22 protein-coding genes are annotated in these 22298 nt (G+C 58.1%); 14 read left to right on the top strand and 8 right to left on the bottom strand.

Annotated elements, in window-relative coordinates:
• The first annotated feature begins 13 nt into the window (after positions 1-13).
• The 4 genes from B9P63_RS12390 (at position 14) to B9P63_RS12375 (ending at position 4669) form a co-directional block, all read left to right on the top strand.
• A complete protein-coding gene (locus B9P63_RS12390; RefSeq protein ID WP_085309176.1) occupies positions 14-382 on the top strand; it encodes a response regulator transcription factor in 369 nt (122 codons plus the stop codon).
• Positions 379-834: a hypothetical protein gene (locus tag B9P63_RS18880; protein WP_095533037.1), complete on the top strand. Its 456-nt coding sequence runs from the start codon at positions 379-381 to the stop codon at positions 832-834. Before B9P63_RS12390 ends, B9P63_RS18880 begins: the two co-directional genes overlap by 4 nt.
• A complete protein-coding gene (locus tag B9P63_RS12380; protein ID WP_085309174.1) occupies positions 834-3527 on the top strand; it encodes a sensor histidine kinase in 2694 nt (897 codons plus the stop codon). Before B9P63_RS18880 ends, B9P63_RS12380 begins: the two co-directional genes overlap by 1 nt.
• A gap of 173 nt (positions 3528-3700) precedes the next feature.
• Positions 3701-4669: a hypothetical protein gene (locus B9P63_RS12375; protein ID WP_139816258.1), complete on the top strand. Its 969-nt coding sequence runs from the start codon at positions 3701-3703 to the stop codon at positions 4667-4669.
• 67 nt (positions 4670-4736) lie between these two features.
• Here the strand turns inward: B9P63_RS12375 and B9P63_RS12370 are convergent, their stop codons facing one another.
• A complete protein-coding gene (locus B9P63_RS12370; protein ID WP_085309170.1) occupies positions 4737-5150 on the bottom strand; it encodes a protein tyrosine phosphatase family protein in 414 nt (137 codons plus the stop codon).
• 151 nt (positions 5151-5301) lie between these two features.
• Here B9P63_RS12370 and B9P63_RS12365 point away from each other — a divergent pair, with 151 nt between their 5' ends.
• Together B9P63_RS12365 and B9P63_RS12360 are read left to right on the top strand one after the other, a co-directional pair.
• A complete protein-coding gene (locus B9P63_RS12365; protein WP_085309168.1) occupies positions 5302-5502 on the top strand; it encodes a hypothetical protein in 201 nt (66 codons plus the stop codon).
• Between the two features lie 81 nt (positions 5503-5583).
• Positions 5584-6111: an ester cyclase gene (locus B9P63_RS12360; protein ID WP_085309275.1), complete on the top strand. Its 528-nt coding sequence runs from the start codon at positions 5584-5586 to the stop codon at positions 6109-6111.
• A gap of 3 nt (positions 6112-6114) precedes the next feature.
• Here the strand turns inward: B9P63_RS12360 and B9P63_RS12355 are convergent, their stop codons facing one another.
• The 4 genes from B9P63_RS12355 to B9P63_RS12345 all read right to left on the bottom strand — a co-directional run bounded on the left by B9P63_RS12355 (position 6115) and on the right by B9P63_RS12345 (position 10105).
• Positions 6115-7299 (bottom strand): vWA domain-containing protein, encoded by a 1185-nt coding sequence (locus B9P63_RS12355; protein ID WP_085309166.1) that lies wholly within the window; start codon positions 7297-7299, stop codon positions 6115-6117.
• A 3-nt stretch (positions 7300-7302) separates the two neighbouring features.
• Positions 7303-7470: a hypothetical protein gene (locus B9P63_RS19240; protein WP_176219153.1), complete on the bottom strand. Its 168-nt coding sequence runs from the start codon at positions 7468-7470 to the stop codon at positions 7303-7305.
• A gap of 3 nt (positions 7471-7473) precedes the next feature.
• Positions 7474-8844, bottom strand: a complete 1371-nt coding sequence (locus B9P63_RS12350; RefSeq protein ID WP_085309164.1) for a DUF2927 domain-containing protein — start codon at positions 8842-8844, stop codon at positions 7474-7476.
• A gap of 424 nt (positions 8845-9268) precedes the next feature.
• Entirely contained in the window at positions 9269-10105 is an 837-nt protein-coding gene (locus tag B9P63_RS12345) for an AAA family ATPase (protein ID WP_085309273.1), read from the bottom strand.
• A gap of 174 nt (positions 10106-10279) precedes the next feature.
• On the opposite strand from B9P63_RS12345, the gene dksA reads away from it, so the two are divergent.
• From dksA to B9P63_RS12310, 7 genes are all read left to right on the top strand, one after another.
• Positions 10280-10702: an RNA polymerase-binding protein DksA gene (gene dksA, locus B9P63_RS12340; RefSeq protein ID WP_085309271.1), complete on the top strand. Its 423-nt coding sequence runs from the start codon at positions 10280-10282 to the stop codon at positions 10700-10702.
• A gap of 72 nt (positions 10703-10774) precedes the next feature.
• Positions 10775-11956 carry an FAD-dependent monooxygenase gene (locus tag B9P63_RS12335; protein WP_085309162.1) on the top strand — a complete coding sequence of 394 codons (1182 nt, stop codon included), beginning with the start codon at positions 10775-10777 and terminating at the stop codon, positions 11954-11956.
• Between the two features lie 62 nt (positions 11957-12018).
• On the top strand, positions 12019-13263 hold the full coding sequence (locus B9P63_RS12330) for an N-acetylmuramoyl-L-alanine amidase (protein WP_085309160.1): 1245 nt from the start codon (positions 12019-12021) through the stop codon (positions 13261-13263).
• Positions 13264-13381: 118 nt separating this feature from the next.
• Entirely contained in the window at positions 13382-15940 is a 2559-nt protein-coding gene (locus B9P63_RS12325; protein WP_085309158.1) for a penicillin-binding protein 1A, read from the top strand.
• A 100-nt stretch (positions 15941-16040) separates the two neighbouring features.
• The gene (gene prfB / locus B9P63_RS12320) at positions 16041-17168 is read left to right on the top strand and encodes a peptide chain release factor 2 (protein ID WP_085309156.1); all 1128 of its coding nucleotides are present in this window, start codon (positions 16041-16043) and stop codon (positions 17166-17168) included.
• Positions 17169-17194: 26 nt separating this feature from the next.
• Positions 17195-18619, top strand: a complete 1425-nt coding sequence (locus B9P63_RS12315) for an amidase (protein ID WP_085309155.1) — start codon at positions 17195-17197, stop codon at positions 18617-18619.
• Positions 18620-18665: 46 nt separating this feature from the next.
• The gene (locus tag B9P63_RS12310) at positions 18666-19442 is read left to right on the top strand and encodes a DUF2189 domain-containing protein (RefSeq protein ID WP_085309269.1); all 777 of its coding nucleotides are present in this window, start codon (positions 18666-18668) and stop codon (positions 19440-19442) included.
• A gap of 3 nt (positions 19443-19445) precedes the next feature.
• Here the strand turns inward: B9P63_RS12310 and B9P63_RS12305 are convergent, their stop codons facing one another.
• The 3 genes from B9P63_RS12305 to B9P63_RS12295 form a co-directional block, all read right to left on the bottom strand.
• Positions 19446-19658, bottom strand: coding sequence for a hypothetical protein (locus tag B9P63_RS12305; RefSeq protein WP_085309153.1), 213 nt, complete (start codon positions 19656-19658; stop codon positions 19446-19448).
• A complete protein-coding gene (locus B9P63_RS12300; protein WP_085309151.1) occupies positions 19655-20815 on the bottom strand; it encodes an aromatic ring-hydroxylating oxygenase subunit alpha in 1161 nt (386 codons plus the stop codon). The genes B9P63_RS12305 and B9P63_RS12300 overlap by 4 nt, the downstream gene beginning before the upstream one ends.
• A gap of 99 nt (positions 20816-20914) precedes the next feature.
• Complete coding sequence (locus B9P63_RS12295) at positions 20915-21712, bottom strand: helix-turn-helix domain-containing protein (RefSeq protein WP_085309149.1); 798 nt, start codon at positions 21710-21712, stop codon at positions 20915-20917.
• 220 nt (positions 21713-21932) lie between these two features.
• Between B9P63_RS12295 and B9P63_RS12290 the strand changes: the two genes are divergently transcribed.
• Positions 21933-22298: a hypothetical protein gene (locus B9P63_RS12290; protein WP_085309147.1), complete on the top strand. Its 366-nt coding sequence runs from the start codon at positions 21933-21935 to the stop codon at positions 22296-22298.

The following is a 22298-nucleotide window of genomic DNA, read 5'->3' as shown; positions in this document are numbered from 1 at the left end:
GGGGGGGGATCAATTGGGTAAACATGTTTTATTGATAGAAGACGAGCCGAATATTATTGAAGCCGTCAGCTTCTTGCTTTCACGTGACGGCTGGAGCGTTTCGACCCATTCCAACGGTCATGATGCGGTCGATGTCATCCTCCTGAAACGGCCGGATGTTTTGGTCCTGGATGTGATGCTGCCCGGGCGCAGCGGCTTTGATATTCTGGCGCAAGTTCGCAGCACCGCCGATCTGCAAGGGCTCCCCGTCCTCATGTTGACCGCACGCGGCCAACTCAAGGATCGCGAGATGGCCGAGCGCCTTGGCGCGACGCGCTTCATGACCAAACCGTTTTCCAACTCCGATATCATCAAGGCCTTGCATGAAATGAGTGAGGTTTGAGCGAGAACGCTCGCACTGGCACGCCGTCTCGCGCGCAAGCGCAACGGGAGGTTTTACCAGACGCCATATCCGCTGCGGCGCAAGACGGCTTGCCCCAGCGCCCCTTGTTTCTGGGTCGGCGCAGCTACCGCCAAAGGCGGCTGCTTGATGCCGCGCGCCTGCTTCCGGTAATCGGGTTGGTGCTATGGCTGGTGCCTTTGATCTGGCCGCGCGCCGGTGCGCAGGGCGCGATCGCAACTTCGAGCGCAACGCTGTATATCTTTGTCATCTGGTATATCCTCATCATGTTGGGGATCTTTCTTGCGTTCCGCATGGCACCGGGCGACAGCGATGATTTGTCTGATAGCGGCGGTGACGCGGAGGGGGGGCAAAGCCGCAATGATCCGGTTGACACCCCTCAATCAGGCCTGCCAGCACAGGGGCAGGAAAAACGCGTGCGCGGGCGAAAGTGATGGGGCAGCTCAATCTACTTGTCTTTGTTTCGTTGGCCTATGTAATCGGGCTGTTCGCCGTCGCCTTTGCCGCCGAGCGCGCGGCGCGAACGGGCCGGATCAAATGGCTGCGCGCCCCCCTTGTCTATACTCTTTCGCTTTCGGTCTATTGCACGGCTTGGACCTTTTATGGCGCGGTGGGCTTTGCCGTGCGCTCGGGCTTGGAATACGTCACTATTTACCTCGGCCCTTCGCTGGTGATGCTGGGTTGGTGGTGGATCGTGCGCAAGCTGGTGCGCATTGCGCGCACGCAGCGCATCACCTCCATTGCCGATCTTGTGTCCTCGCGGTTTGGCAAATCCAATCTGCTCGCCGTCGGTGTGACAATTCTAGCGGTTGTCGGTACGACGCCCTATATCGCGCTGCAATTGCAATCGGTTACCCAATCCTTCAGTGTCTTTGCCGAAGCTTCAGATGGAGATTTCGATCAATCCAGCCAATCTGCAGCGGCCCTTTGGATTGCTATTGTCCTTGCGTTTTTCACCATTTTGTTCGGCACCCGAAAACTTGATGTGAACGAGCGCCACGACGGGGTGGTGATGGCCATTGCCGTCGAAGCCGTCGTCAAGCTGATAGCGCTTCTGGCCGTCGGCGTTTTCGTGGTTTGGGGCCTGTCGGGCGGCATCGGGCCAATGATGGAAAAGATCGATGCCTCCGAGATTGGTACATGGGATGTGAACGCCGGGCGTTGGGCTGGGCTGACGTTTCTTGCTGCTGCGGCCTTCCTGTGTTTGCCGCGCATGTTTCATGTTATGGTCGTTGAAAACGAGAGCGAGCGCCATCTGCGCATGGCATCATGGGCCTTCCCTGCGTATCTGATGTTGATGAGCCTGTTCGTCGTGCCAATTGCAGTGACAGGACTTGATCTGCTGCCTGCAAACTCCAATCCGGACATGTTCGTGCTGACCATTCCGCTTAGCCAAGGGCAAAGCGGGCTGGCGATGCTGTCCTTTCTGGGTGGTTTGTCGTCCGCCACGTCGATGGTGATTGTTGCATCGATCGCCCTGTCCACGATGGTGTCCAATCATATTGTCATGCCGGTCTGGCTCTCTGCGACGGGCAACGGGGCTTCTGTGTCCGGCGATGTCAGGCACGTCATTTTGCTTTCGCGGCGCATTGCAATCGCGGCGATCGTCATGCTCGCCTATCTGTATTATCAATTCTCCGGCGGTGGCTCTGCGCTTGCTGCGATCGGGCTGGTGTCCTTTGTCGGGCTTGCCCAGATATTGCCCATCATGATCGGGGGTATTTTCTGGCGCGGCGCGACGCGCATCGGTGCGCTTGGCGGGCTAAGCGCTGGCTTTTTCATTTGGGGATATACGCTGTTCCTGCCCAGCTTCGGGGAGGGTATGATCTTTTCAGCCGAGGTCCTAACGCAGGGGCCTTTCGGGATGTCCTGGCTTGCCCCCCAAGCTCTTTTCGGGATCGAAGGGCTTGATCCGATCCTGCATTGCCTTTTGTGGAGCATGCTCTTGAACACTGCCGCCTTCTGTGCGCTCTCGCTGGTGAGTTTCCCGAGGCCGCTGGAACGCTTGCAGGGCGCGCAATTCGTCAATGTCTTTCAACACGGCGGAAGCGCGCGCAGCTGGTCCAGCACACTGGCGCAATCCGAAGATCTGATGATCATGGCGCAGCGCATCTTGGGTGCCATCGAAGCACAATCGCTGTTTCGGCGCGAAGCAGCGGTTCAAGGCATTGCCGGACTGGTGCCGCAACCGACCCCCGCCTTTCTGGATGTGCTGGAGCGCGAGCTGTCCGGTTCTGTCGGCGCGGCGACGGCGCATGCGATGGTCGGGCAAATCGTGGGCGGCGCCTCGGTTTCTGTCGACGATCTGCTGGCCGTTGCGGATGAAAGCGCCCAGATGCTCGAGTATTCCAATAAATTGGAAATGCAATCGGCCGAGCTGCAACGAACCGCTGGCCAATTGCGCCGCGCGAACGACAAGCTTACCCAGATATCAGTGCAAAAAGATGGCTTTCTAAGCCAGATCAGTCACGAACTGCGCACGCCCATGACATCAATCCGCGCGTTCTCTGAGATTTTGCGTGATAGCGATGATATGGAGCCGAAAGACAAGGCGCGCTATGCGGGGATCATTCATTCGGAAACGCTTCGCCTGACACGTTTGCTTGATGATCTGCTGGACTTGGCGGTTCTTGAGGACGGGCGCGTGTCTTTGAATGTGACGCTTAGACCTCTGAGCGAAGTGATTGATGCGGCTATCGACTCTGCCGGGGTGCTGGGGCAGGATACGCTTAGGATAAAGCGGCGTGCACCGCGCGAGGACGTGTTGGTGCGCACGGATGTAGATCGACTTGCACAGGTATTCATCAACCTTGTGTCCAATACGCTGAAATATTGCGATGCGCCCGAGCCGGAACTGAACATTCGCGTCTATCGCCTTGATGGGCAAATCACGGTTGATTTCGTGGACAATGGCAGCGCGATTGATCCAAAGATGCGCGATGTGATCTTTGAGAAGTTTTCGCGCGTGGGCGAAACCAAGGCCGGAGGCGCGGGGCTCGGCCTTGCGATCTGCCGCGAGATCATGGCCCGGCTCGAGGGGGATATCATCTATTTGCCGGGGCAGGGCAGCTGCGCATTTCGCGTGCAGTTTCCGGCAGAATTGTCGCTGAAAACTGAAAACGTGTAAGGCTTTGGTAAGACTTGGCGGCTAGACCTTCACGGGTTGAGAGAGACAGGCAAGCGCATAGAACGTGCGTTTTGTAGCGTGTTGGAGGCTGGGCAATCAAACCCGATTCGAATGTACTTCGGCGCAAATTGCGCAGCGAACAGGTTGGGGCGGAGCAAAAAGCCGTTTCTCCGGTGAAAGCTGCACGCATAAGCCTTGCACGTGCAGCGGATCAGGCCTTTAAACTTGCGCTTCGCGTCGGGGCGATACGTCAAAGCCGCCTTGATCTGTCTGAAGTGGTCGATCAAATCCACGACGACTGGGCCTTGTTTCCCTTGCTTCACGATGATGGCTCGGTCGGTGTGATCTGCATCGATCCGCCCTGCAACATCGCTTTTGTAGAGCAGCAGACCCTTGGTAGGGTCGCCAAAAAGGAAGCAATGGTGCGCAAACTGACGCGTACCGACAAGGCACTGTCGATGGCCTTTCTGGACCGCTTTATGCGCTTGTTTGATGATGCGCTTGTTGATGCGCCGACCGCTTACTGGACACGCGGCTATCGCACGCAGGATGCGGTGGAAACGCGGCATTTGATGGTTCTGTTACTCGATGCGAGCGAATATCGCGGGTTTGAAATGACCTGTGAAATTGTCGATGTCGCGCGTACGGGTGCGATCCGGTTTTTCCTGCCGATAAAAGATCCAGTGCGCGAAAGTGTGCCACGTGCAGGTAAAATGGCCAAGCTGGAACCAGATCGGGCGAGCCCGAAGCTACGCAGCGCGGCCCTCGCGGCGCGCGTGGAAATGGATGCGATCATGTGCAAAATCACCATGCCGCTTTCACAACTGAGTACGCTAAAGTTGGGGCAACTGGTGCCTTTGCCTCAAAATGCGGCGCAACAAGCGCGGTTACAGGACAAGCTTGGGAAAACGTCCTTGCCTGTCAGCCTTGGACAATTGCACGGCATGCGTGCGGTGCGCCTTGCGCCAAACTTGCCTGATCAAACACAGGTGGAAAATGGGCACGGCGTAATTACCGCTCCACCAAAGGACGCAGTCGCTGCAAGTGCACCGCAACATAAGCCTCACCCCGGCGAGGCCGTGCAAACGCCAGCCGAGCCAATGAATGAGCTGGACGCGCTGCTGGACGCCGATAAGGCCTAGAGGCTGGCGCGCGGTAAAGCGCACCATGAAACCGTGGCTAATCGTGTGGTTTTCAGGAACCGCTGGGTTATTCGGCCAAAGCGCTGCGCATGCCCGACAGATCGTAGCCCGCTTTCGCCGCTTGCTCCAGAATCGCATCTGCGCCTTGAACACCCGATTGCGAGAGCGCCCAAATCACGCAGGAGCGCGTGCCGGACGCGCAATAGGCCAGCACAGGCCCACCGGCATCGGCGATGATGCTGCTTTGGCGTGCAATATTTTCGGGCGTCATTGTTTGATGGGTCAAGGGCAGAATTTCAAATCTCAAGCCCGCGTCCGCAGCCGCTTTGGCCAGCGTATCAGCGTGCAATTGCGGTGGATTTTCTGCGTCGGGGCGATTGCATATCACGGCTTTGAAGCCGGCAGCTGCGATTTCGGGAAAGTCTGCGGGATCGATCTGCGGCGAGACGGCGTAAGTCGGGGTGATTGCTCGGATATCCATAGGGTGTCTTTACTCTGCGTTGGGGCTTTGGTCCAGCGGCGGCGCGGAGCCGCGCGCGGTTGTTCAAGAAAATATATGCGACTTGAGATGTATCAAGGCAACCTTTTGTTAACCTGCTTATCGTTAATCTTGAGGGAAATAGGAGGATGTCATGCAAAACGCATTGAACAAACAAGAACTGGATATCTTGCAAATGAGAATCGAAGCGAGCCCGAAGGAGGCGCGCGCAGGTCTGGAGGCGCAGCTTGAAGCGCTGCGACGCGCGCTTGAGCAGAGCACGCCGGCGCGTAGCTACAGCAAGGCAGATCGCGACGCGGAAATCGAAGCCCTATTCGACAACATGCCGGTTTAGAGCCCGCTAGAAAAACCTGCCTGAGGCTTGCGGCGTGCGTCATTTACTGTGATTAAAACGCAAACCAAACGGGAGAAAAACATGGCAGGTGCACGCCCCGAGCAAGCGGCTTTGAGCCGCGAGACGGATATGAGCAAGACCGCGGACACGCGCGCGGTGATCGAGGGAATGGTTGATGGTCTGAACGATCATCGCATCGACGATATAGGCAGTTTCTTTGCCGAGAGTTTTCGCTGGTTCGGTAATTTCGGCTGCGGCACAAAGACGGGTTTGCGCGAATTTCAGGACAATTGGCAACGCCCGTTTCAGGCGGCGTTTTCCGACAAGGTCTGCATCGACGAGGCGCGCCTCTACATGGGCGAGTGGGCCGCAGCTTTCGGACGCCAAGAGGCCACGCATTCCGGTGAATTCATGGGAGTTGCGCCAACGGGCAAGAAAGTCGAAATCCGCTATATGGATTTCTGGAAAGTGGTTGATGGCAAGATTGTCGACAACTACGTGATGGTCGATTTTCCACATGTTCTGGCGCAGCTCGGGGTGGATGTGTTCAAGGGCGAGGGCTGGGAAGCATTTGATCGCGGCGAGCGCGATGCGCCGCGCCCTGCCTAACGCTTAGCGGGTCAGCTCTTTCATGCCGCGCTCCAGACCCGAAAGGGTCATGGGTACCATTTGATCGTCGAAAATCTGGCTGATCATCTTGATCGAATGGGTGTAGCCCCAGTGCTTTTCGGGCAGGGGGTTGATCCACAGATTGCTCTTCCACTGCTCCCGGGCGCGGCGCAACCATGTCTCGCCGCTCTCGGGGTTATAATGCTCGTTCGCGCCGCCGACATAGGCGATTTCATACGGGCTCATCGAGGCATCGCCGACGAAAATACATTTGTAATCAGAGCCATAGGTGCGCAACACCTCATGGGTCGGGATTTGCGCCTCCCAGCGGCGGCGATTGTCGCGCCACAGCCCCTCGTAGAGGCAATTGTGGAAATAGAAGTATTCCAGATGCTTGGACTCGGCGCGCGCGGCTGAGAATAGCTCCTCGACGACTTTGATATGCGGATCCATCGAACCGCCCACATCGAGGAAAAGCAAAACCTTGACCGCATTGCGCCGCTCGGGGCGAGTTTTGACGTCGAGATAGCCTTGTTCGGCGGTGGCGCGAATGGTGCCGTTCAGATCAAGCTCTTCGGTGGCACCGTCGCGCGCCCAGCGGCGCAAGCGTTTCAGCGCAACTTTGATGTTGCGCGTCCCAAGCTCGACACTGTCGTCAAGGTTCTTGAACTCGCGCTTGTCCCAGACCTTGACCGCACGTTGATGGCGGCTCTCGTTTTGGCCGATGCGGATGCCTTCGGGATTGTAGCCATAGGCCCCGAAAGGTGAGGTGCCGCCGGTGCCGATCCATTTATTGCCGCCCTGATGGCGTCCTTCTTGTTCTTTCAAGCGCTCTTTCAGCGTCTCCATCAGTTTTTCAAAGCCGCCAAGCGCCTCTATTTCGGCTTTTTCTTCTTCGCTGAGATGTTTTTCGACCATTTTGCGCAGCCACTCTTCGGGCAACTCGACCGCGCTTAGCATTTCTTCGGTGCTGATCGCCTCGAGGCCTTTGAATGTCGCGGAAAAGGCGCGGTCGAACTTGTCGATGTTGCGCTCGTCTTTGACCATCGAAGTGCGCGCTAGGTAGTAGAACGCTTCGATATCATAGGTCGCAAGGCCGCGTTTGACCCCCTCCAGAAAGGATAGGAATTCGCGCAACGACACCGGAAGGCCGCTGCTGCGCAGGTTGTCGAAGAACGGCAGGAACATCCCCTAGACCGCCATGCGGTGCACGATCAACGTAAGGATGAAGCCGATCAGCGCAAAGGCGATGGCATGGCCGACTGCAAATTGGGCGATATCCGCCCAGTTGCCGCCGCGTTTTTTGGCGCGAAACGCACCGAGCACTGCACCTAGCAGCCCTGCGATAGTGAAGATCATTTGCTACCCACGTCCTCTTTTCAGCGGGCTGAGCGAAGAGATCTCTCGCAATTTGGCCCGCACTGCCCAGTCTGGGCCAAACCCGTATCGCGCCCATCCAAGACTGTCCATACGAATGGTGCGCGCTTCGGAAGAACGGCCGACCAGATCAAGCGCTTCCGCGCGTTGCAGCATGAGTGTCGAGAGCAAGGCTGCGTTTTCGTAACGTGCGGCTGTGTCCAGATGCGGTCCTATTTGCTGAAGTGCAGAGGTGCCGTCGCCCTCAGCAATATAGAACGAGGCCAATTGCGATGCGGCGTATGCGGCATGCAGGCGTGTCGAGGGGTTTTGCCCATATAGACGGGCAGCGATAGCAAAATGTTCGCGCGCCGATTTCAGATCAACCGACATATTGAGGCGGCCCATGGCATAGTGGCTAAAGGCGCGGCGATGATCGTTCCAGCCCATAGCGACGGCTATCTGCATGGCTTCTTTTGCCGCGCCAAGGCGTTCTTGCTGGCTGGCACCGGGGCCAAGTGCGCGCTGGATCGAGTTGATCCAAGTGCGCGGCGTGCGCGTCAGGCGTTGCGGGGCATATTGTGCACCGCGCGGATTGATGCGGGCGAGGATGCCGCCGATCCGGCTGGCAACTTCGTTTTTGTTCATACCATTGCGCAGGGACGGATCGTAGTAGGCGCGCAATATCAGCATATCAAAGCCGGTCAGGACCGTATGAACATTATCATCGTTGAAAACAGAATCGGGCAGGCGATAGAGATCGTTCAAAGGTCCGAGCGCCTGTGCGAGTTCTTCATGCAGGCAATCGCGCACTTCTTGCGGGCTGGCGTCATTGGGCAGAAAAATAGACAGGCGTTTGCGCTCGGTCAGGCTGGTCCAGTTCACCAGCGATGTGCGCCGCGCGAGGCGATATTGCGCAAGGCTGGAGACGTTGGGCGCAACGAAACAGGCGGCCTGTGGCAACAGCTGGCGGATTTCGTTACGCGATACGGCCTCGATCGTTATGTTTGCGTTCTCTGCCTGGTTCTGGCGAATATCTATGCGCGCTTCCGTGCGCAGACGGTGCAGCAGGCGGTTTAGATCGCTGCCAAGGCCGGAGGAGGGATTGCCGGTGACACGCACCGTGATCGGCCCTTCAAAGCGTGTGAGCATCGGCAAGCTGCGACCGCTTTCCAGATTGAAGCTGAGTTCAAGAAAGTCGCGGGCAATATCGGTATTGGCTCGCACTGACGGCGTCGGTTGCGGCGCGTTGAATACTTTGACAGCAGGCATGCTGCTCCCTGCCGGCTCGGTCTGGGCCCGAGAGGGCATATCGGCTGGCGTTACGGGCACACATCCGGACAGGGCCAGATAGAAAGGCAATAAAAATCGGCGCATTTTGGTCTTCAAACCCCGTCTCTTCCGCAGATCGGCGCGGATAGTGGATGTGTGTGAAAACACCCAGTTGCAAAGGCACCCGTTGGGGCGGTGATCGACCTAAATGAAAAAGTACGCGCAGGCATGTCGCATCGAGCAAACGTCGGTGTGCAATCCAAACGAAAGTTCGGGGTTATTGCCTGCAAGTCTCTACTCCCTGTCACTCATTAAGGTCTGATCAGTTTGATCCATCAGCCTGTCGGGTTTAAGAAAACAACGTGGCAATATTAAGAAACTGCCTCGGGGACAGTAACCCGATACAATTTCAAGGTGTTATAGGAGATTGTTCACGTTTAGGAATTTGTTGCGGGCCTGCCACCTAGATGTAGCGGAAGGGGCAGGCCGTGCGCATATAAAGACGCATATTTTTTGCCGGCGTGATCGCCTAGCCGCGCCGGGCCATGAAGGCGAGCCGCTCAAATAAGTGCACATCTTGTTCGTTTTTCAAAAGTGCGCCATGCAACTTAGGCAAGGCACTCGCTCCGTCACGTTTGAGATCTTCCGGGCTTAGGTCTTCGGCCAGCAGCAATTTTAACCAATCGAGAACTTCGGACGTTGAGGGCTTTTTCTTGAGGCCCTGCTGCTCGCGAATGTCATAGAACTGGGTCAAAGCCGTGCTGAGCAAGGCCTCTTTGATCCCCGGGTGATGCACTTCGACAATCTTGCGCATGGTCTCGGGATCGGGAAAGCGGATGTAGTGAAAGAAGCAGCGGCGCAGAAACGCATCGGGCAACTCTTTTTCATTGTTGGACGTGATAATCACGATGGGTCGGTTTTCGGCACGGATCGTCGCGCCGGTCTCATAGACGTAGAACTCCATCCGGTCGAGTTCCTGCAGCAGATCATTGGGGAATTCGATATCCGCCTTGTCGATTTCATCAATCAAGAGAACGACCTTTTCACCCGCTTCAAAGGCCTCCCACAACTTGCCCTTGCGGATATAGTTTGCCACATCATGAACACGTTCCTCGCCAAGTTGACTGTCGCGCAGGCGGCTGACGGCGTCGTACTCGTAAAGACCTTGCTGGGCCTTGGTTGTGGATTTGATATTCCACTCGATCATACGTAGGCCAAGGCCGCTGGCGATCTGGCGCGCCAGATCGGTTTTGCCCGTGCCCGGCTCGCCTTTTACCAGGAGGGGGCGCTCCAGAGTGACTGCCGCATTTACCGCAATGGTCAGATCGTCGGTCGCGACATAGTCCTGCGTTCCAGTGAATTTCATCATAATTCCCGTCAAATGGTGTATCTTTTCCGGACCTTATCCCGAGGTGTTTTTCACCGCAACGCACCTTTATTCAGTAGTGACAACCTTAGTGCATTGGGGTAAGTCGCCCGTAGGGATGCCATATACCAAAGGATATTTTTCATGGAAGATGGCTTTAAAGAGGGAGCGGACATGAAATCTGAGATTTTTCTGCCCGAAGATTACCGACCGGCCGAAGACGAGCCGTTTATGAATGAACGCCAGACAGAGTATTTTCGCAAAAAGCTTACCGATTGGCGCGACGAGTTGCTCTCTGACGGGCGCGACACGATCGAAACCTTGCAGGACGGCACACGCAATATTCCTGACGTGATCGACCGCTCTAGCGAAGAAACCGATCGCTCGCTTGAATTGCGCACCCGGGATCGCCAGCGTAAGCTTGTAGCGAAGATCGACGGCGCGCTGCGCCGTATCGACGAGGGCGAGTTCGGATATTGCAGTGTCACCGGCGATCCGATTTCGCTTAAGCGGCTTGATGCACGTCCGATCGCGATGATGAGCCTCGAAGCGCAAGAGCGCCACGAGCGCCGCGAGAAAGTCCACCGCGACGACTAGAGTATTGCTCTTCTCAAAGAAAATTTTACGCCGGGGCTTTCGCTCCGGCGTTTTTCTTTGCAAAGGAGGCCTATGATAACAGACATGCAAATCAGTGTGGTGGGCGGCGGCGTTGCGGGGCTGGCAGCGGCAAGTGCGCTTGCGCAGCGCGGTGCGAAGGTGACGCTGTTCGAGCAGGCCGAAGCGATTAGCGAAGTGGGCGCGGGCCTACAAATCAGCCCTAACGGGCTGTGCGTGCTGCGCGCCTTGGGGCTTGGGGGCGCGCTTGCTGCCTGTTCGTCTCGCGGCCAAGCGGTGAGCCTGCGCCGCGCCGAGAGCGATTTCGAGGTCGCGCGCCTTGATTTGACGCGGATGAGCGCGGCGCAAAGCTATCATTTTGTGCACCGCGCCGATTTGATCGATTTGCTGCACGGCGCAGCCAAGGCGGCAGGGGTGCAGATACGCCTGCTGCAGCAAGTTACCGCGATCGAGCCGGGCCCGCCGGCACATATCCATTTCAAGACCGGCGCCAGCCACTCAAGCGCGCTGGTGATTGATGCGGGTGGCTTGCACAGCAAACTGCGCGCACCGCTGAACGGCGAGAGCGCGCCGATGTTCACAGGGCAGGTGGCCTGGCGGGCGTTGATCCCCAACGCGACCGGGCGCGAGGGCGATGTACAGGTGCATATGGCACCGGGCCGTCATATTGTCAGCTATCCTTTGCGCGGCGGCGCGATGATCAACCTTGTCGCGGTACAGGAACGTGCGCTTTGGGCCGCCGAGGGCTGGTCGCAGCGCGATGACCCCGCCAATTTGCGTGCTGCGTTCAGTGGCGCCGCACCCGCGGTTCAGGCAATGCTCGATCAAGTCGAGGACGTGCATCTTTGGGGGCTGTTCCGCCATCCCGTCGCGACCAACTGGCACGGGAAAAGCTGCGCGCTGATCGGGGACGCCGCTCATCCTACGTTGCCGTTTCTTGCACAGGGCGCAAATATGGCGCTCGAGGATGCTTGGGCGCTTTGCATTTCCTTGCAGCGCGATGGCCCACTGGCGCAGCGCCTCGCGCTTTACCAAACGCATCGCCACGCGCGCGCGCGCCGCGTGATCGAGGCGGCCAACGGTAATGCCTGGCGCTATCATCTGCGCCGTGGCCCGCTTCGCCTTGCTGCGCATGCCGCACTGGGGCTGGGCAGCCGCATCGCACCGGGGCTGATGATGCGCCAGTTCGACTGGCTCTATGGCTATGACATCACATCTGCGTTGCCCGAAAAATAGCGGTTCCGCGCGCGCGCGTCACAAGCTATAGTGGTGCAGCAGAAAAGCGGCGGAAAAGCCCGATGATCAGAGCAGTACTTCTTTCACTCGCCCTCACATTGGGCGCAGACGGTATTCTGGGCGCAAGCGGCGCCGCGCAGGCTCAAACTCAGAGCTTCAGTGCACTTGCGCGCCTTGACGGGGACGCCAGCCGGATCACCACCAAAGGCGGTGCTTATCAGCTTGATCTTGTTCTGACCCAAGGCGTGCCCTACCGCGTTTACACCCTTAGCGATCCTGCGCGCCTCGTGCTGGATTTTCGCGAAGTTGATTTTGCCGGAACCGATCCCAAGCGGCTGATGCGGTTGGCAAATGCCAAAGGGCTGCGCTTTGGCGCTGTGCGCCCGGGCTGGTCGCGCCTCGTACTTGATTTACCCAGCCCTCAGGTGGTTGATTTCGCCGCACTTAGCGTGGACGCGAGTGCAGGGCGCGCGCGCCTCAGTGTGTCGTTGCTCCCGGCGAGCGCTAGTGAATTTGCCGCCCGCTCGGGCGCACCGCGCGATGCGGATTGGGCGCGGCTCGATGCGGTGCAAAGCCCGCCGGTCACGAAATCCAACGATGGGCAGATCGTCGTCGTGCTGGATCCCGGCCATGGCGGCATTGATCCCGGTGCTTCCGGCGCGGGGGGAATCACCGAGGCCGAGTTGATGCTGGTGCTGGCGCAAGAAGTACGCGATGCGCTGCTGCGCTCGGGTGATTTAGATGTGGTTTTGACGCGCGACGGAGATATCTTCGTCTCTCTCGAGCGGCGCGTGCAGATCGCGCGTGAAGCGGGGGCGGATCTGTTCGTGTCCTTTCACGCAGACGCACTGGCAAGCGGCAAGGCCAATGGCGCGGCGGTCTATACACTATCCGAAGACGCCTCCGATGCGGCCTCTGCGGCGTTGGCGGAGCGGCACAATCGCACCGATCTATTGGCGGGCGTCGATTTGTCGGGGCAGGACGATGAAATCGCGTCCATCCTCATGGAGCTTGCGCGCCTCGAGAACAAGCCGCGCTCCGAAGCGCTGGCGCGCGGCATCATTCTCGGCATCAACACCGAAGTCGGGCACACTTATAAACGCCCGATCCAGTCGGCCGGGTTTTCCGTGCTCAAGGCGGCGGATATTCCCTCGGTTCTGATCGAGGTCGGATTTTTGTCGAGCAAGGATGATCTGAGCAAGCTGACCGATCCCGATTGGCGCGGAAAAATGGTGACGGGTATTCATAACGGGATTCACGCATGGCTTATGAGCGACGCTGCCGATGCGCAGCTGAGACGAAAATGAAAAGAGCAAAGTGGCCATTGGTGAAATGCGCTGAAAACTGCTGATCCGGCCTTGGGTTGTGTTTTGACCATTGGGCAACTTGCACGTATAGAGAATACATAAAAACGGGGGCCTGCGCGTGCTCAGAGCAATATTATCATTTTTCGGTTCCATCTTTTCAATGTTGACTATGGGCATCATGATGGTCGCTTTGACCATCGGTGCGATTTTCTGGATGTATGGGCGTGATTTGCCGAGCCACGAAAGTCTCGCGCAGTACAAGCCGCCGACGATTTCGCGCATCTATTCGGGCGAGGGGCAGATCATCGATGAATTCGCCAAAGAACGCCGTTTGTTTGCGCCGGCCAATGAAATTCCCGACCTTCTGAAACAGGCGTTGATTTCGGCCGAAGACAAGAATTTCTACACACATGCGGGATATGATACGCGCGGCATGGCCTCTGCGCTGCGCGACGCGGTTGTCTCGCGCGGTGAAAATGTGCGCGGTGCCTCGACAATCACGCAGCAGGTGATGAAAAACTTCCTCCTCGATGGCTCGCGCCGCGCAGAGCGCAAGATCAAGGAAATCATCCTCGCCACGCGGATCGAGGAAACCCTGAGCAAAGAGCAAATTCTGGAGCTTTACATGAACGAGATATTTCTCGGGCAGAACAGCTTTGGCTTTGCCGCCGCCTCGCAGACCTATTTCAACAAAACCATGGGCGAACTTGCACCCCATGAGGCGGCGTTTCTTGCCTCTATGCCCAAAGCGCCCAGCGATTTTCATCCCGTGCGCCGCAAGGAGCGGCTGAAACAGCGCCGCGATTTCGTGCTCAAGGAAATGAAGGAGAACGGCTATATCACCCAAGCCGTGTTCGAGAGCGAAGTGGCGCAGCCTTTGCGCTCAGTGCAGAATGGTGATTTCGAGAGCTTCAAATCGGCGCTGCCGCCGCGCGATTATTTCACCGATGAAATCCGCCGCCAGTTAAGCCGCGACTTTGGCGAGGGCGAGTTTTTCACTGGCGGGCTGACCGTGCGCGCGACGATCGATCCTGAAATGCAGGCGGAAGCGGCCAATGCGCTGCGCCGCGGCCTTGAGCGTTATGACCGTGCGCAGGGCATTTGGCGCGGCACTGGCAAGAGCATTCCTGCGGAAAACCTTGGCTCTGAAGTGGCATGGCGTGCGGCCTTGGGCGACGTGCGCGTCGCGCGTGATATCGATCTTGAAAACCAGTGGCATCCTGCGGTCGTGCTTGAAGTCGGCTCGAACGAGGCGCGCCTCGGGATCGAGGGCGTGGAGAATGATGAAGACGGGCACTGGGTGCCTGCCAAGGACGTGCAATGGGCGCGCAAACGCTTGAGCGATGGCAAACTGGGGCGCAAGGCGCGCGTCGCGGGCGATCTGCTCGCCGTGGGCGAGGTGGTGCATGTTCGCAAGATGACAGAAGACGCTTCGGGTGATTTTGTTCGCTGGACCTTGCGCCAAGTACCTGAAGTGCAAGGCGGATTCATGGCGATGGATGTCAATTCAGGCCGCGTTATCGCGATACAGGGTGGTTTTTCCTACCAGCATTCGGTGTTCAACCGCGCCACGCAAGCGCAGCGCCAGCCCGGCTCCAGCTTTAAACCTTTTGTTTACGCCTCTGCGCTAGACAGCGGCTATACGCCTGCGACGGTCGTCGTGGACGCGCCGATCGAAATCAATACGCCGCAAGGATTGTGGCGTCCCAGGAACGCATCGAACACGTTTTACGGCCCCACGCCCCTGCGCACGGGGATCGAGCGGTCGCGCAACCTGATGACCATTCGCCTCGCGCAAGAGGTGGGGATGGACGTGGTCGGAAACTACGCCGAGAAATTTGGCGTCTATGATGACGGCTCGTTCCTGCGGGTTCTGGCCAATTCGCTTGGATCGCAGGAAACCACGCTGTTCAAGATGGTCGCGGCCTATGCGATGTTCGCCAATGGCGGCGAGCGGGTGGAACCGACCTTGGTGGATCGTGTGCAGGACCGCTATGGCAAGACGGTTTATAAGCATGATCCGCGCATTTGTACGGATTGCTCGGATCCCGCGATCGCGCCGACGCGCAGTCCGCGTATTGTCTCGGACCGCGAACGGGTGATGAACGCGGTGACGGCCTATCAGCTGACGTCCATGATGCGCGGCGTCGTGGAGCGCGGCACCGCGTCCAAGACTGTGAGCCTCGGAGTGCCGACGGCGGGCAAGACAGGCACAACCAATGACGCGAAAGACGTGTGGTTCGTGGGCTTTACCAACCGCATCGTTGCGGGTTGCTACATCGGCTATGACACGCCGCGCTCCATGGGGCGCGGTGCGTCGGGCGGCGGTATGTGTGGACCTGTGTTCAACCAGTTCATGAAAAAGGCGACCGAAAAATACGGGGCGAGCGACTTTAGCGTGCCCGAAGGGTGCCAGTTCATCAAGATCGACCGCTTTACAGGCGCGCGCCTATCGGACGAGGCCTCTGGCGACAATGTTGTAAACGAGTGTTTCCGCGAGGGCGAAGAGCCGATTTTCGGTCTGTCCTTTGATGGTGGTTTCGCCATGGGCAGCAACCTCAGCCTGATCCGCCCTGACGGGCTGGTCGCCCGCGAGGTGACCACGTCGACCGGCAAAAAGGCGGTGGTGGGTCCAAGGGCGAACTTTGGAACGCTTAGTTCCGGCGGTCTTTACTAGAGGCGCGCGTTGCCTTGGCAAGATGAAGGCGCGCGCGGCCCTTGTGGGCGCCATTGCGCTGGTTTATCACGCGTGGGTAAGCCATTGAGACGGATATCCCATGCGCGCAGATGCCCAGAATACAGTCGAAGAGATCGAAAAATCGCTAGAGTTGCTGCGCCAGCGCCTCGATTGGGAAACGGCCACGTTCCGCCTTGAAGAATTCAACGCGCGCGTTGAGGATCCCGACCTTTGGAACGACCCCGAAGCGGCGCAAAAGCTGATGCAGGAACGGCAGATGCTGGTCGATGCGATGGGTGTTTACACTTCGATCAAGCAAGAGTTGTCCGATCATGTCGAGATGATCGAGATGGGCGAAATGGAAGCGGACGACGAAATCGTGAGCGAGGCCGAAGAGGCGCTGAAAGTGCTGGCCAAGCTGGCGGCAGCCAAAGAGCTAGAGGCGCTGCTGGACGGCGAAGCGGATGGCAACGACACGTTTCTCGAGATCAATTCCGGCGCGGGCGGCACGGAAAGCTGCGATTGGGCGTCGATGCTGGCGCGCATGTATGTGCGGTGGGCCGAAAAGCGCGGCTATAAGGTGGAACTTCAATCCGAGAGCGCGGGCGAGGAGGCGGGGATCAAATCCGCCGCCTACAAGATCAGCGGCCTTAACGCCTATGGCTGGTTGAAATCGGAAAGTGGAGTGCATCGCCTCGTGCGGATTTCGCCGTTCGATTCAGCGGCCAAGCGGCATACCTCGTTTACCTCCGTTAAGGTTTACCCAGTGGTAGACGACAACATCGAAATCGAGGTGAACCCCTCGGATATCCGCATCGACACGTACCGCTCTTCGGGGGCGGGTGGGCAGCACGTGAATACCACGGATTCGGCTGTTCGGATCACCCATGCGCCCACTGGGATTGTCGTGACAAGCTCGGAGAAATCGCAACACCAAAACCGTGATATCGCAATGAAAGCGCTGAAGTCGCGGCTGTATCAGATTGAACTCGACAAGCGCTCTGCGCTGGTGAACGAAGTGCATGAGAATGCAGGCGACGCGGGCTGGGGTAATCAAATCCGCTCATACGTGTTGCAGCCCTACCAAATGGTCAAGGATTTGCGCACGAATTATGAGACCTCCGATACCAAGGGTGTGCTTGACGGCGATCTGGACGGGCTGATGGGGGCGACGCTGGCGCTGAATGTGTCGGGCAAAAGCCGCGCGGAGGCGCAGGGCGAGGACTGATCAGCCTTTGGGAGGGGCAGCGCAAGATGACGGATTTGCTTGATCTCAACGCCTGCGCGCTTGCGGCGGGCATTGCCGCTAAACAGATCAGCGCAGAAGATCTGATGCGCGCTTCGCTGGACCGGATCGCCGATGTGAACGGCACAGTAAATGCGGTGGTTTCGCTGCGCGATGAGGCAGAGTGCATGGCACAGGCGCGCGCGGCCGATCAAGGCGCGCCCAAAGGCCCGCTGCACGGACTTCCTATTGCGATCAAGGATTTGGCGGACGTTGAGGGCATACTGACCTCTATGGGATCTCCCATTTTCGCCCATAATATCGCGCCGAAAGATGATCTGATGGTCGCGCGCATAAGAGCTGCAGGCGCGATTGTGATCGGCAAGACCAACACGCCGGAATTCGGCCTTGGCAGCCACACCTTCAATCCCGTGCACGGGCTGACGCGCAATCCCTATGATCCAAGCCGCTCTGCGGGGGGATCGTCGGGCGGGGCAGCGGCGGCGCTTGCGACGGGGATGGTGTCGATCGCGGATGGCTCTGACATGATGGGCAGCCTGCGCAACCCGGGCGCGTGGAACAACGTTTACGGGCTGCGCCCCACCTATGGTCTCGTGCCGCTGGATATGCCGGGCGATATGTTTAGCCACCAGCTTGCCGTGGCTGGGCCGATGGCGCGCACCCCCGAAGATGTGGCGCTGCTGCTCGACGTGCAGGCGGGATTGGACACGCGCCATCCCCATAGCTTTGCGCAGGCCCCGAGCGGTCCGCAAATGGGCGGCGATATCAAGGGTATGCGCTTTGGCTGGCTTGGCGATTGGGGCGGTGCCTATCCGATGGAGGCGGGCGTTCTGGAGACCTGCGAGCGCGCGATCGTACAATTCGGGGCGATGGGCGCGGATGTTGAAAAACTGGAAGCACCGTTTCCGGCGGAGCAAATCTGGCAGGCTTGGGTCGGCCTGCGCGCATGGGCCAATGCGGGCGGCAAGCGCGCGCTTTATGAAAATCCCGAAACGCGTGCGCAGCTCAAAGGTGATGCGATCTGGGAGATCGAGACAGGCATGGCGCTTGGTGCGATGGAAATTCATGCGCTCAGCCTGATCCGCACGCAGTGGTTCACCAGGCTGAACGCGCTCTTTTCCACGTTCGACGCGCTTTTGATGCCAAGCGCGCAGCTTTGGCCGTTTCCCGCCGAATGGGAGAGCCCCAAGCAGATCGCGGGGCGCGAGATGGACACGTATCATCGCTGGATGGAAGTGGTGATTCCCGTCAGTCTTGTTGGTGTGCCCAGCCTCAATATTCCAGCTGGGTTTAGCGCAGAGGGCCTGCCCATGGGGCTGCAAGTCATCGGCGCGCGCCATAGCGACGCCAATTTGCTGCGCATCGGGCAGCGTTGGCATGAGGCAAATGATTTCGCTGCGCGCAAACCCGATCTGAACGCACTGAAGGCTTGAACGGTGCCGCTTTTCCCGCTCTGATAAGAACAGGGAGGGCCGCATGATGCCATTGACGCCAATAGAGGGTGTGCCTGAGTTCGAGCAGGTACGGGGATCCGTTTTCAAAGACGCCTTACGCAAGGGCTGGGCCGATTTTCGCGCCGTGCCCAAATACGGCCTTTTCTTCGCAGCGGTCTATGTGCTGGGCGGTTTGCTCATCGCGTGGATAACTTATGTGACGCATACCACATACTGGCTGGTGTTGGCTGCGATCAGCTTTCCCTTGCTTGGCCCGTTCGCGGCGGTCGGCCTCTACGAGGTGAGCCGGCGGCGCGAGGCGGGGATTGCTATGGATGATCCGGGAATTTTCGGGGTCGTGCTGCAACAAAGCAAACGGCAATTGCCCTCGATCTGCGCGATCATCGTTTTCGTCTTTCTGCTCTGGTTTTTCATCGGTCATATGATCTTCGCGCTGTTTCTGGGTCTGTCGCAAATGACCAATATTCACACCAGTCTAGAGGTTTGGCTTTCCAGCAACGGGGTGATGATGTTGCTGGTGGGCAGCGCGGTCGGGGCCGGTTTCTGCCTTTTGCTGTTCATGATTACGGTCTTCGCATTGCCACTGCTGCTTGAGCGCGAGATCGATTTTGTGACCGCGATGATCACGAGTTTCCAGATGGTGACAGAGAACTTCCTGCCGATGCTGGGCTGGGGCATCTTCATTGCTGCGGTCATGATCCTCTCGATGATTCCCGCGTTTCTTGGCCTGTTGATCACGCTGCCGCTGCTGGGTCATGCCAGCTGGCACCTCTACAGTGCGCTGCGTATCAAGGACGTCTAGCGCTTATTCCTCGCGCCCTGCTGCTTTGAGGCGCGCATGCAGCGCGGGCGCGGCGGGATGTCCTAACTCGAGCGAGAAAATATAGGCGTGGGTGAGGTAAAAGCCCTCGGCCTGCGCATCGCGCGCGCTGTCTGCGGCTTCGCTGTAGAGCGTAACCAGCGCAGGGCGGTCATCGCGCCCGTGCGCCGCGAGCAGACGTGCATCCAGATCGCTCACTGCGCCGCTTGCGCCGTGCTGCGATGGGCCTCGATCTTGCCCGCCACCCAAGCGTGGAAGCAATGGGTCGGACTGTCCATCACCGCAGAGAAACGCCCGCCATCGAAATGCGGCGCGTGGCGGCCTTTTTGCATGCCCTCGACCACGAAAATGTCCTCCTCGAAGACCAGTTTCCACTGTTTCGTATTGGCCGCGCGCATGGCGTCATCGGTTTGCGGTGTCGCGTAATAGAGATGGATGTGCTCGACCGTGCGCGCTTCGGATTCGGGCACGAGAATGATCGCGAACGCATGATCGCGGTGCACCCCAAGCAGCACGTTTGGATAGGCTGTGATATATTCCGCCGCCTCGTTCCATTTTTCGCTCAGGCCTTCGAAGTCCTCGAACACCTCGCCCTGAGTTCCCTTGAGCTGGCGATAGACCAGCGTGCCTTGGCCGGAGAAAGCGTCAGGCTTTTCAATGTGATAGTGATCTTCAAGGCGCGAATAGCTGTTCAGGCCGGGGTGAACCCAAGGCAAATGGTAGCTCTCGCAATAGTTCTCGACGGCGAGCTTCCAGTTGCACTTGACCTCAAGCTGAAACGCGCTGTCCGCGCCGCCGTGATAGAGCGGTTTGTCGAACTCGGCCCAACGCGCGATCAGATCGGCGTTTTCTTCCTCGAAGGGCAGGGCGTTGCCATCGACGTTGATCCAGACCACGTCGCGCCAGATATGGCTGCGCACTTCGATCAGGCCAAGCAGGTTGCGATCAATGCTTTTATGGGTGTTCTGGCCCGGGCCGCCCACATGCGGCGTGCTGACAAGGCGGCCATCGGTGCCATAGCACCAGCTATGATAGGGGCAGCGAATGGCCCCTTCGATCTTGCGCGCTTCTTCGACAAGGATCATCCCGCGGTGGCGGCAAATGTTCTGGAACACGCGCACCGCACCACCCTTGTCGCGCACCATCAACAGCGGCATGCCAAGGAAGGTCATCGGTTTGGCATCGCCTGGCTCGGTCACGTCGGCAGTCACGCCAAGGCCGGCCCATGAGGAAAACAGCACCGCGTGTTTTTCCTCGTTGAAAACTCCGGGATCAATGTAGTGCGCGTTGGGAAGGCCTTGCGCCTCGGCGACAGGGCGGCGCACCGCGGATAGATCAGTGATGTTGGCAGTCATTGCAGCGCACTCCAGATTATTTGGAGAAGGCTAGCGGTATTGTGGATTGTGCGTTTGCCGTTCTGCGACCTCGACTTTTCTCACTGCGACCTAGGCGGGCTATGCAAATGGCACGTCAAGGCGCAGAAGCCGGCGGTGAAACGCGGGAAGATCATTGGCAGAGCAGACCCCCGCAGTGCGGGCCGTATGCAGGATAAGATCGGTCGAGGTGTCGAGGAATTCATATACCATCCGCGCCGCGCGCGCCGTGTTCATACCCTCGTTGACCGTGCGCGCGGCATAGCCATGCCAGAAATTGCGATTGAGCGATGCGACGGGCGAGATGAAGTTGAATGTGTAGGTCATTGCATTGCGCCGCGAAATCATCGCGCCGATACCGTCTTCAAGCCGCAGCGCATAGCCTTTGAATTGGCGCGTATGCCGGTCTTCGGGCAGGCCTTGCTCCATGACGCTCTGGCGCGCTTCGGAGCCTTTGATGAAGGTCCATCCGTCGCGGCGATAGATATAGAGCAGGCCGATAATGAACTGTTCAGGATAGAGAAAGCTCTGACGCGAGAAGCGGTAGAATCCGCTTGGCAACAAGTCTTCCGAGATGGCGGAGTCGTTGATCGCAGTGAACTCCGCGATCTCGGGATGGCTTAGCAAGTCCGGATGCGTCGATTGTATTTCCTCAAGGGGCTGGGTCAGGATGCGGGCGTCTGTGTTGAAGAAACGGCATATGCGGTCAAGCGTGTCAGGGCGCGGGTAACTGTCGCCATTCAGGTAGCGATTATATTGCGCTCGGTTGATATCGATCTGGCGGCAGACTTCGGAAACCGAGGGATGGTTTTTGGTCAACAACTTGAGATTGCGAGAAAAAACGGCGCGGATCGAGAGTGGTCTGCTTTGAAGGTCCATTCCGGCACGTCCTAATGTTTAGTATCTTTATAAATTCAGTAATGTCTTCGTTTACACGTAAATACTCATAAAATTGATACAATTGCGATCGCCTTTGACGCATATGCGATTCAATGTGCAGTATTCTTGTCACAAATTGCTTGCGAACGGTGCGTGAAAATCTGTGGATATCTCTTTTAGCCTCGGCATACTGAATGTGGGACAGAGCGAAAGGTGATCTATGCTTGGAGTTGTAATTTGGAGTGCCGAAGCAGAAAGTAAAGCGATCATTTGGTGTGAAGATCATGGCGAGTTGGCATTCTTTGGTCAAACGCCTCACTCAACCGTAAGCGCAGAGCGTTTCAGGGAGGGGGATTTGATCCAGTTTGATCTGACGGAACTGGATAACCTGCGCTTCGCGCGCAATCCGAAACGGATAGCCCAGCATTATTGTAGTGATCTTGGCTCGGTGCTCGAAAATGCGCGGGCGGTGAAGAATACGATCACCGTTCAAAAGAAAGATCGCACGCAAGGCTGCAACGCTTTGATTGATTTCGATCAAGCCAAGCAAATGCGCGCGTGTAAAATGGGTGCGGCGGCGCGCTGA

The organism is Planktotalea arctica, assembly GCF_002105285.1.
Classification (GTDB): Bacteria; Pseudomonadota; Alphaproteobacteria; order Rhodobacterales; family Rhodobacteraceae; genus Planktotalea; species Planktotalea arctica.
This window is presented reverse-complemented; position numbering and strand designations above follow the sequence as displayed.

Coding starts and splice junctions, on each gene's coding strand:
- B9P63_RS12310 (WP_085309269.1), top strand. CDS start 18,666: ATGCCATTGACGCCAATAGAGGGTGTGCCTGAGTTCGAGCAGGTACGG.
- B9P63_RS19240 (WP_176219153.1), bottom strand. CDS start 7,470: ATGATCTTCACTATCGCAGGGCTGCTAGGTGCAGTGCTCGGTGCGTTT.
- prfB (WP_085309156.1), top strand. CDS start 16,041: ATGCGCGCAGATGCCCAGAATACAGTCGAAGAGATCGAAAAATCGCTA.
- B9P63_RS12380 (WP_085309174.1), top strand. CDS start 834: ATGGGGCAGCTCAATCTACTTGTCTTTGTTTCGTTGGCCTATGTAATC.
- B9P63_RS12335 (WP_085309162.1), top strand. CDS start 10,775: ATGATAACAGACATGCAAATCAGTGTGGTGGGCGGCGGCGTTGCGGGG.
- B9P63_RS12360 (WP_085309275.1), top strand. CDS start 5,584: ATGGCAGGTGCACGCCCCGAGCAAGCGGCTTTGAGCCGCGAGACGGAT.
- B9P63_RS12355 (WP_085309166.1), bottom strand. CDS start 7,299: ATGTTCCTGCCGTTCTTCGACAACCTGCGCAGCAGCGGCCTTCCGGTG.
- B9P63_RS12350 (WP_085309164.1), bottom strand. CDS start 8,844: ATGCGCCGATTTTTATTGCCTTTCTATCTGGCCCTGTCCGGATGTGTG.
- dksA (WP_085309271.1), top strand. CDS start 10,280: ATGAAATCTGAGATTTTTCTGCCCGAAGATTACCGACCGGCCGAAGAC.
- B9P63_RS12345 (WP_085309273.1), bottom strand. CDS start 10,105: ATGAAATTCACTGGAACGCAGGACTATGTCGCGACCGACGATCTGACC.
- B9P63_RS12315 (WP_085309155.1), top strand. CDS start 17,195: ATGACGGATTTGCTTGATCTCAACGCCTGCGCGCTTGCGGCGGGCATT.
- B9P63_RS12370 (WP_085309170.1), bottom strand. CDS start 5,150: ATGGATATCCGAGCAATCACCCCGACTTACGCCGTCTCGCCGCAGATC.
- B9P63_RS12365 (WP_085309168.1), top strand. CDS start 5,302: ATGCAAAACGCATTGAACAAACAAGAACTGGATATCTTGCAAATGAGA.
- B9P63_RS12300 (WP_085309151.1), bottom strand. CDS start 20,815: ATGACTGCCAACATCACTGATCTATCCGCGGTGCGCCGCCCTGTCGCC.
- B9P63_RS12330 (WP_085309160.1), top strand. CDS start 12,019: ATGATCAGAGCAGTACTTCTTTCACTCGCCCTCACATTGGGCGCAGAC.
- B9P63_RS12290 (WP_085309147.1), top strand. CDS start 21,933: ATGCTTGGAGTTGTAATTTGGAGTGCCGAAGCAGAAAGTAAAGCGATC.
- B9P63_RS12295 (WP_085309149.1), bottom strand. CDS start 21,712: ATGGACCTTCAAAGCAGACCACTCTCGATCCGCGCCGTTTTTTCTCGC.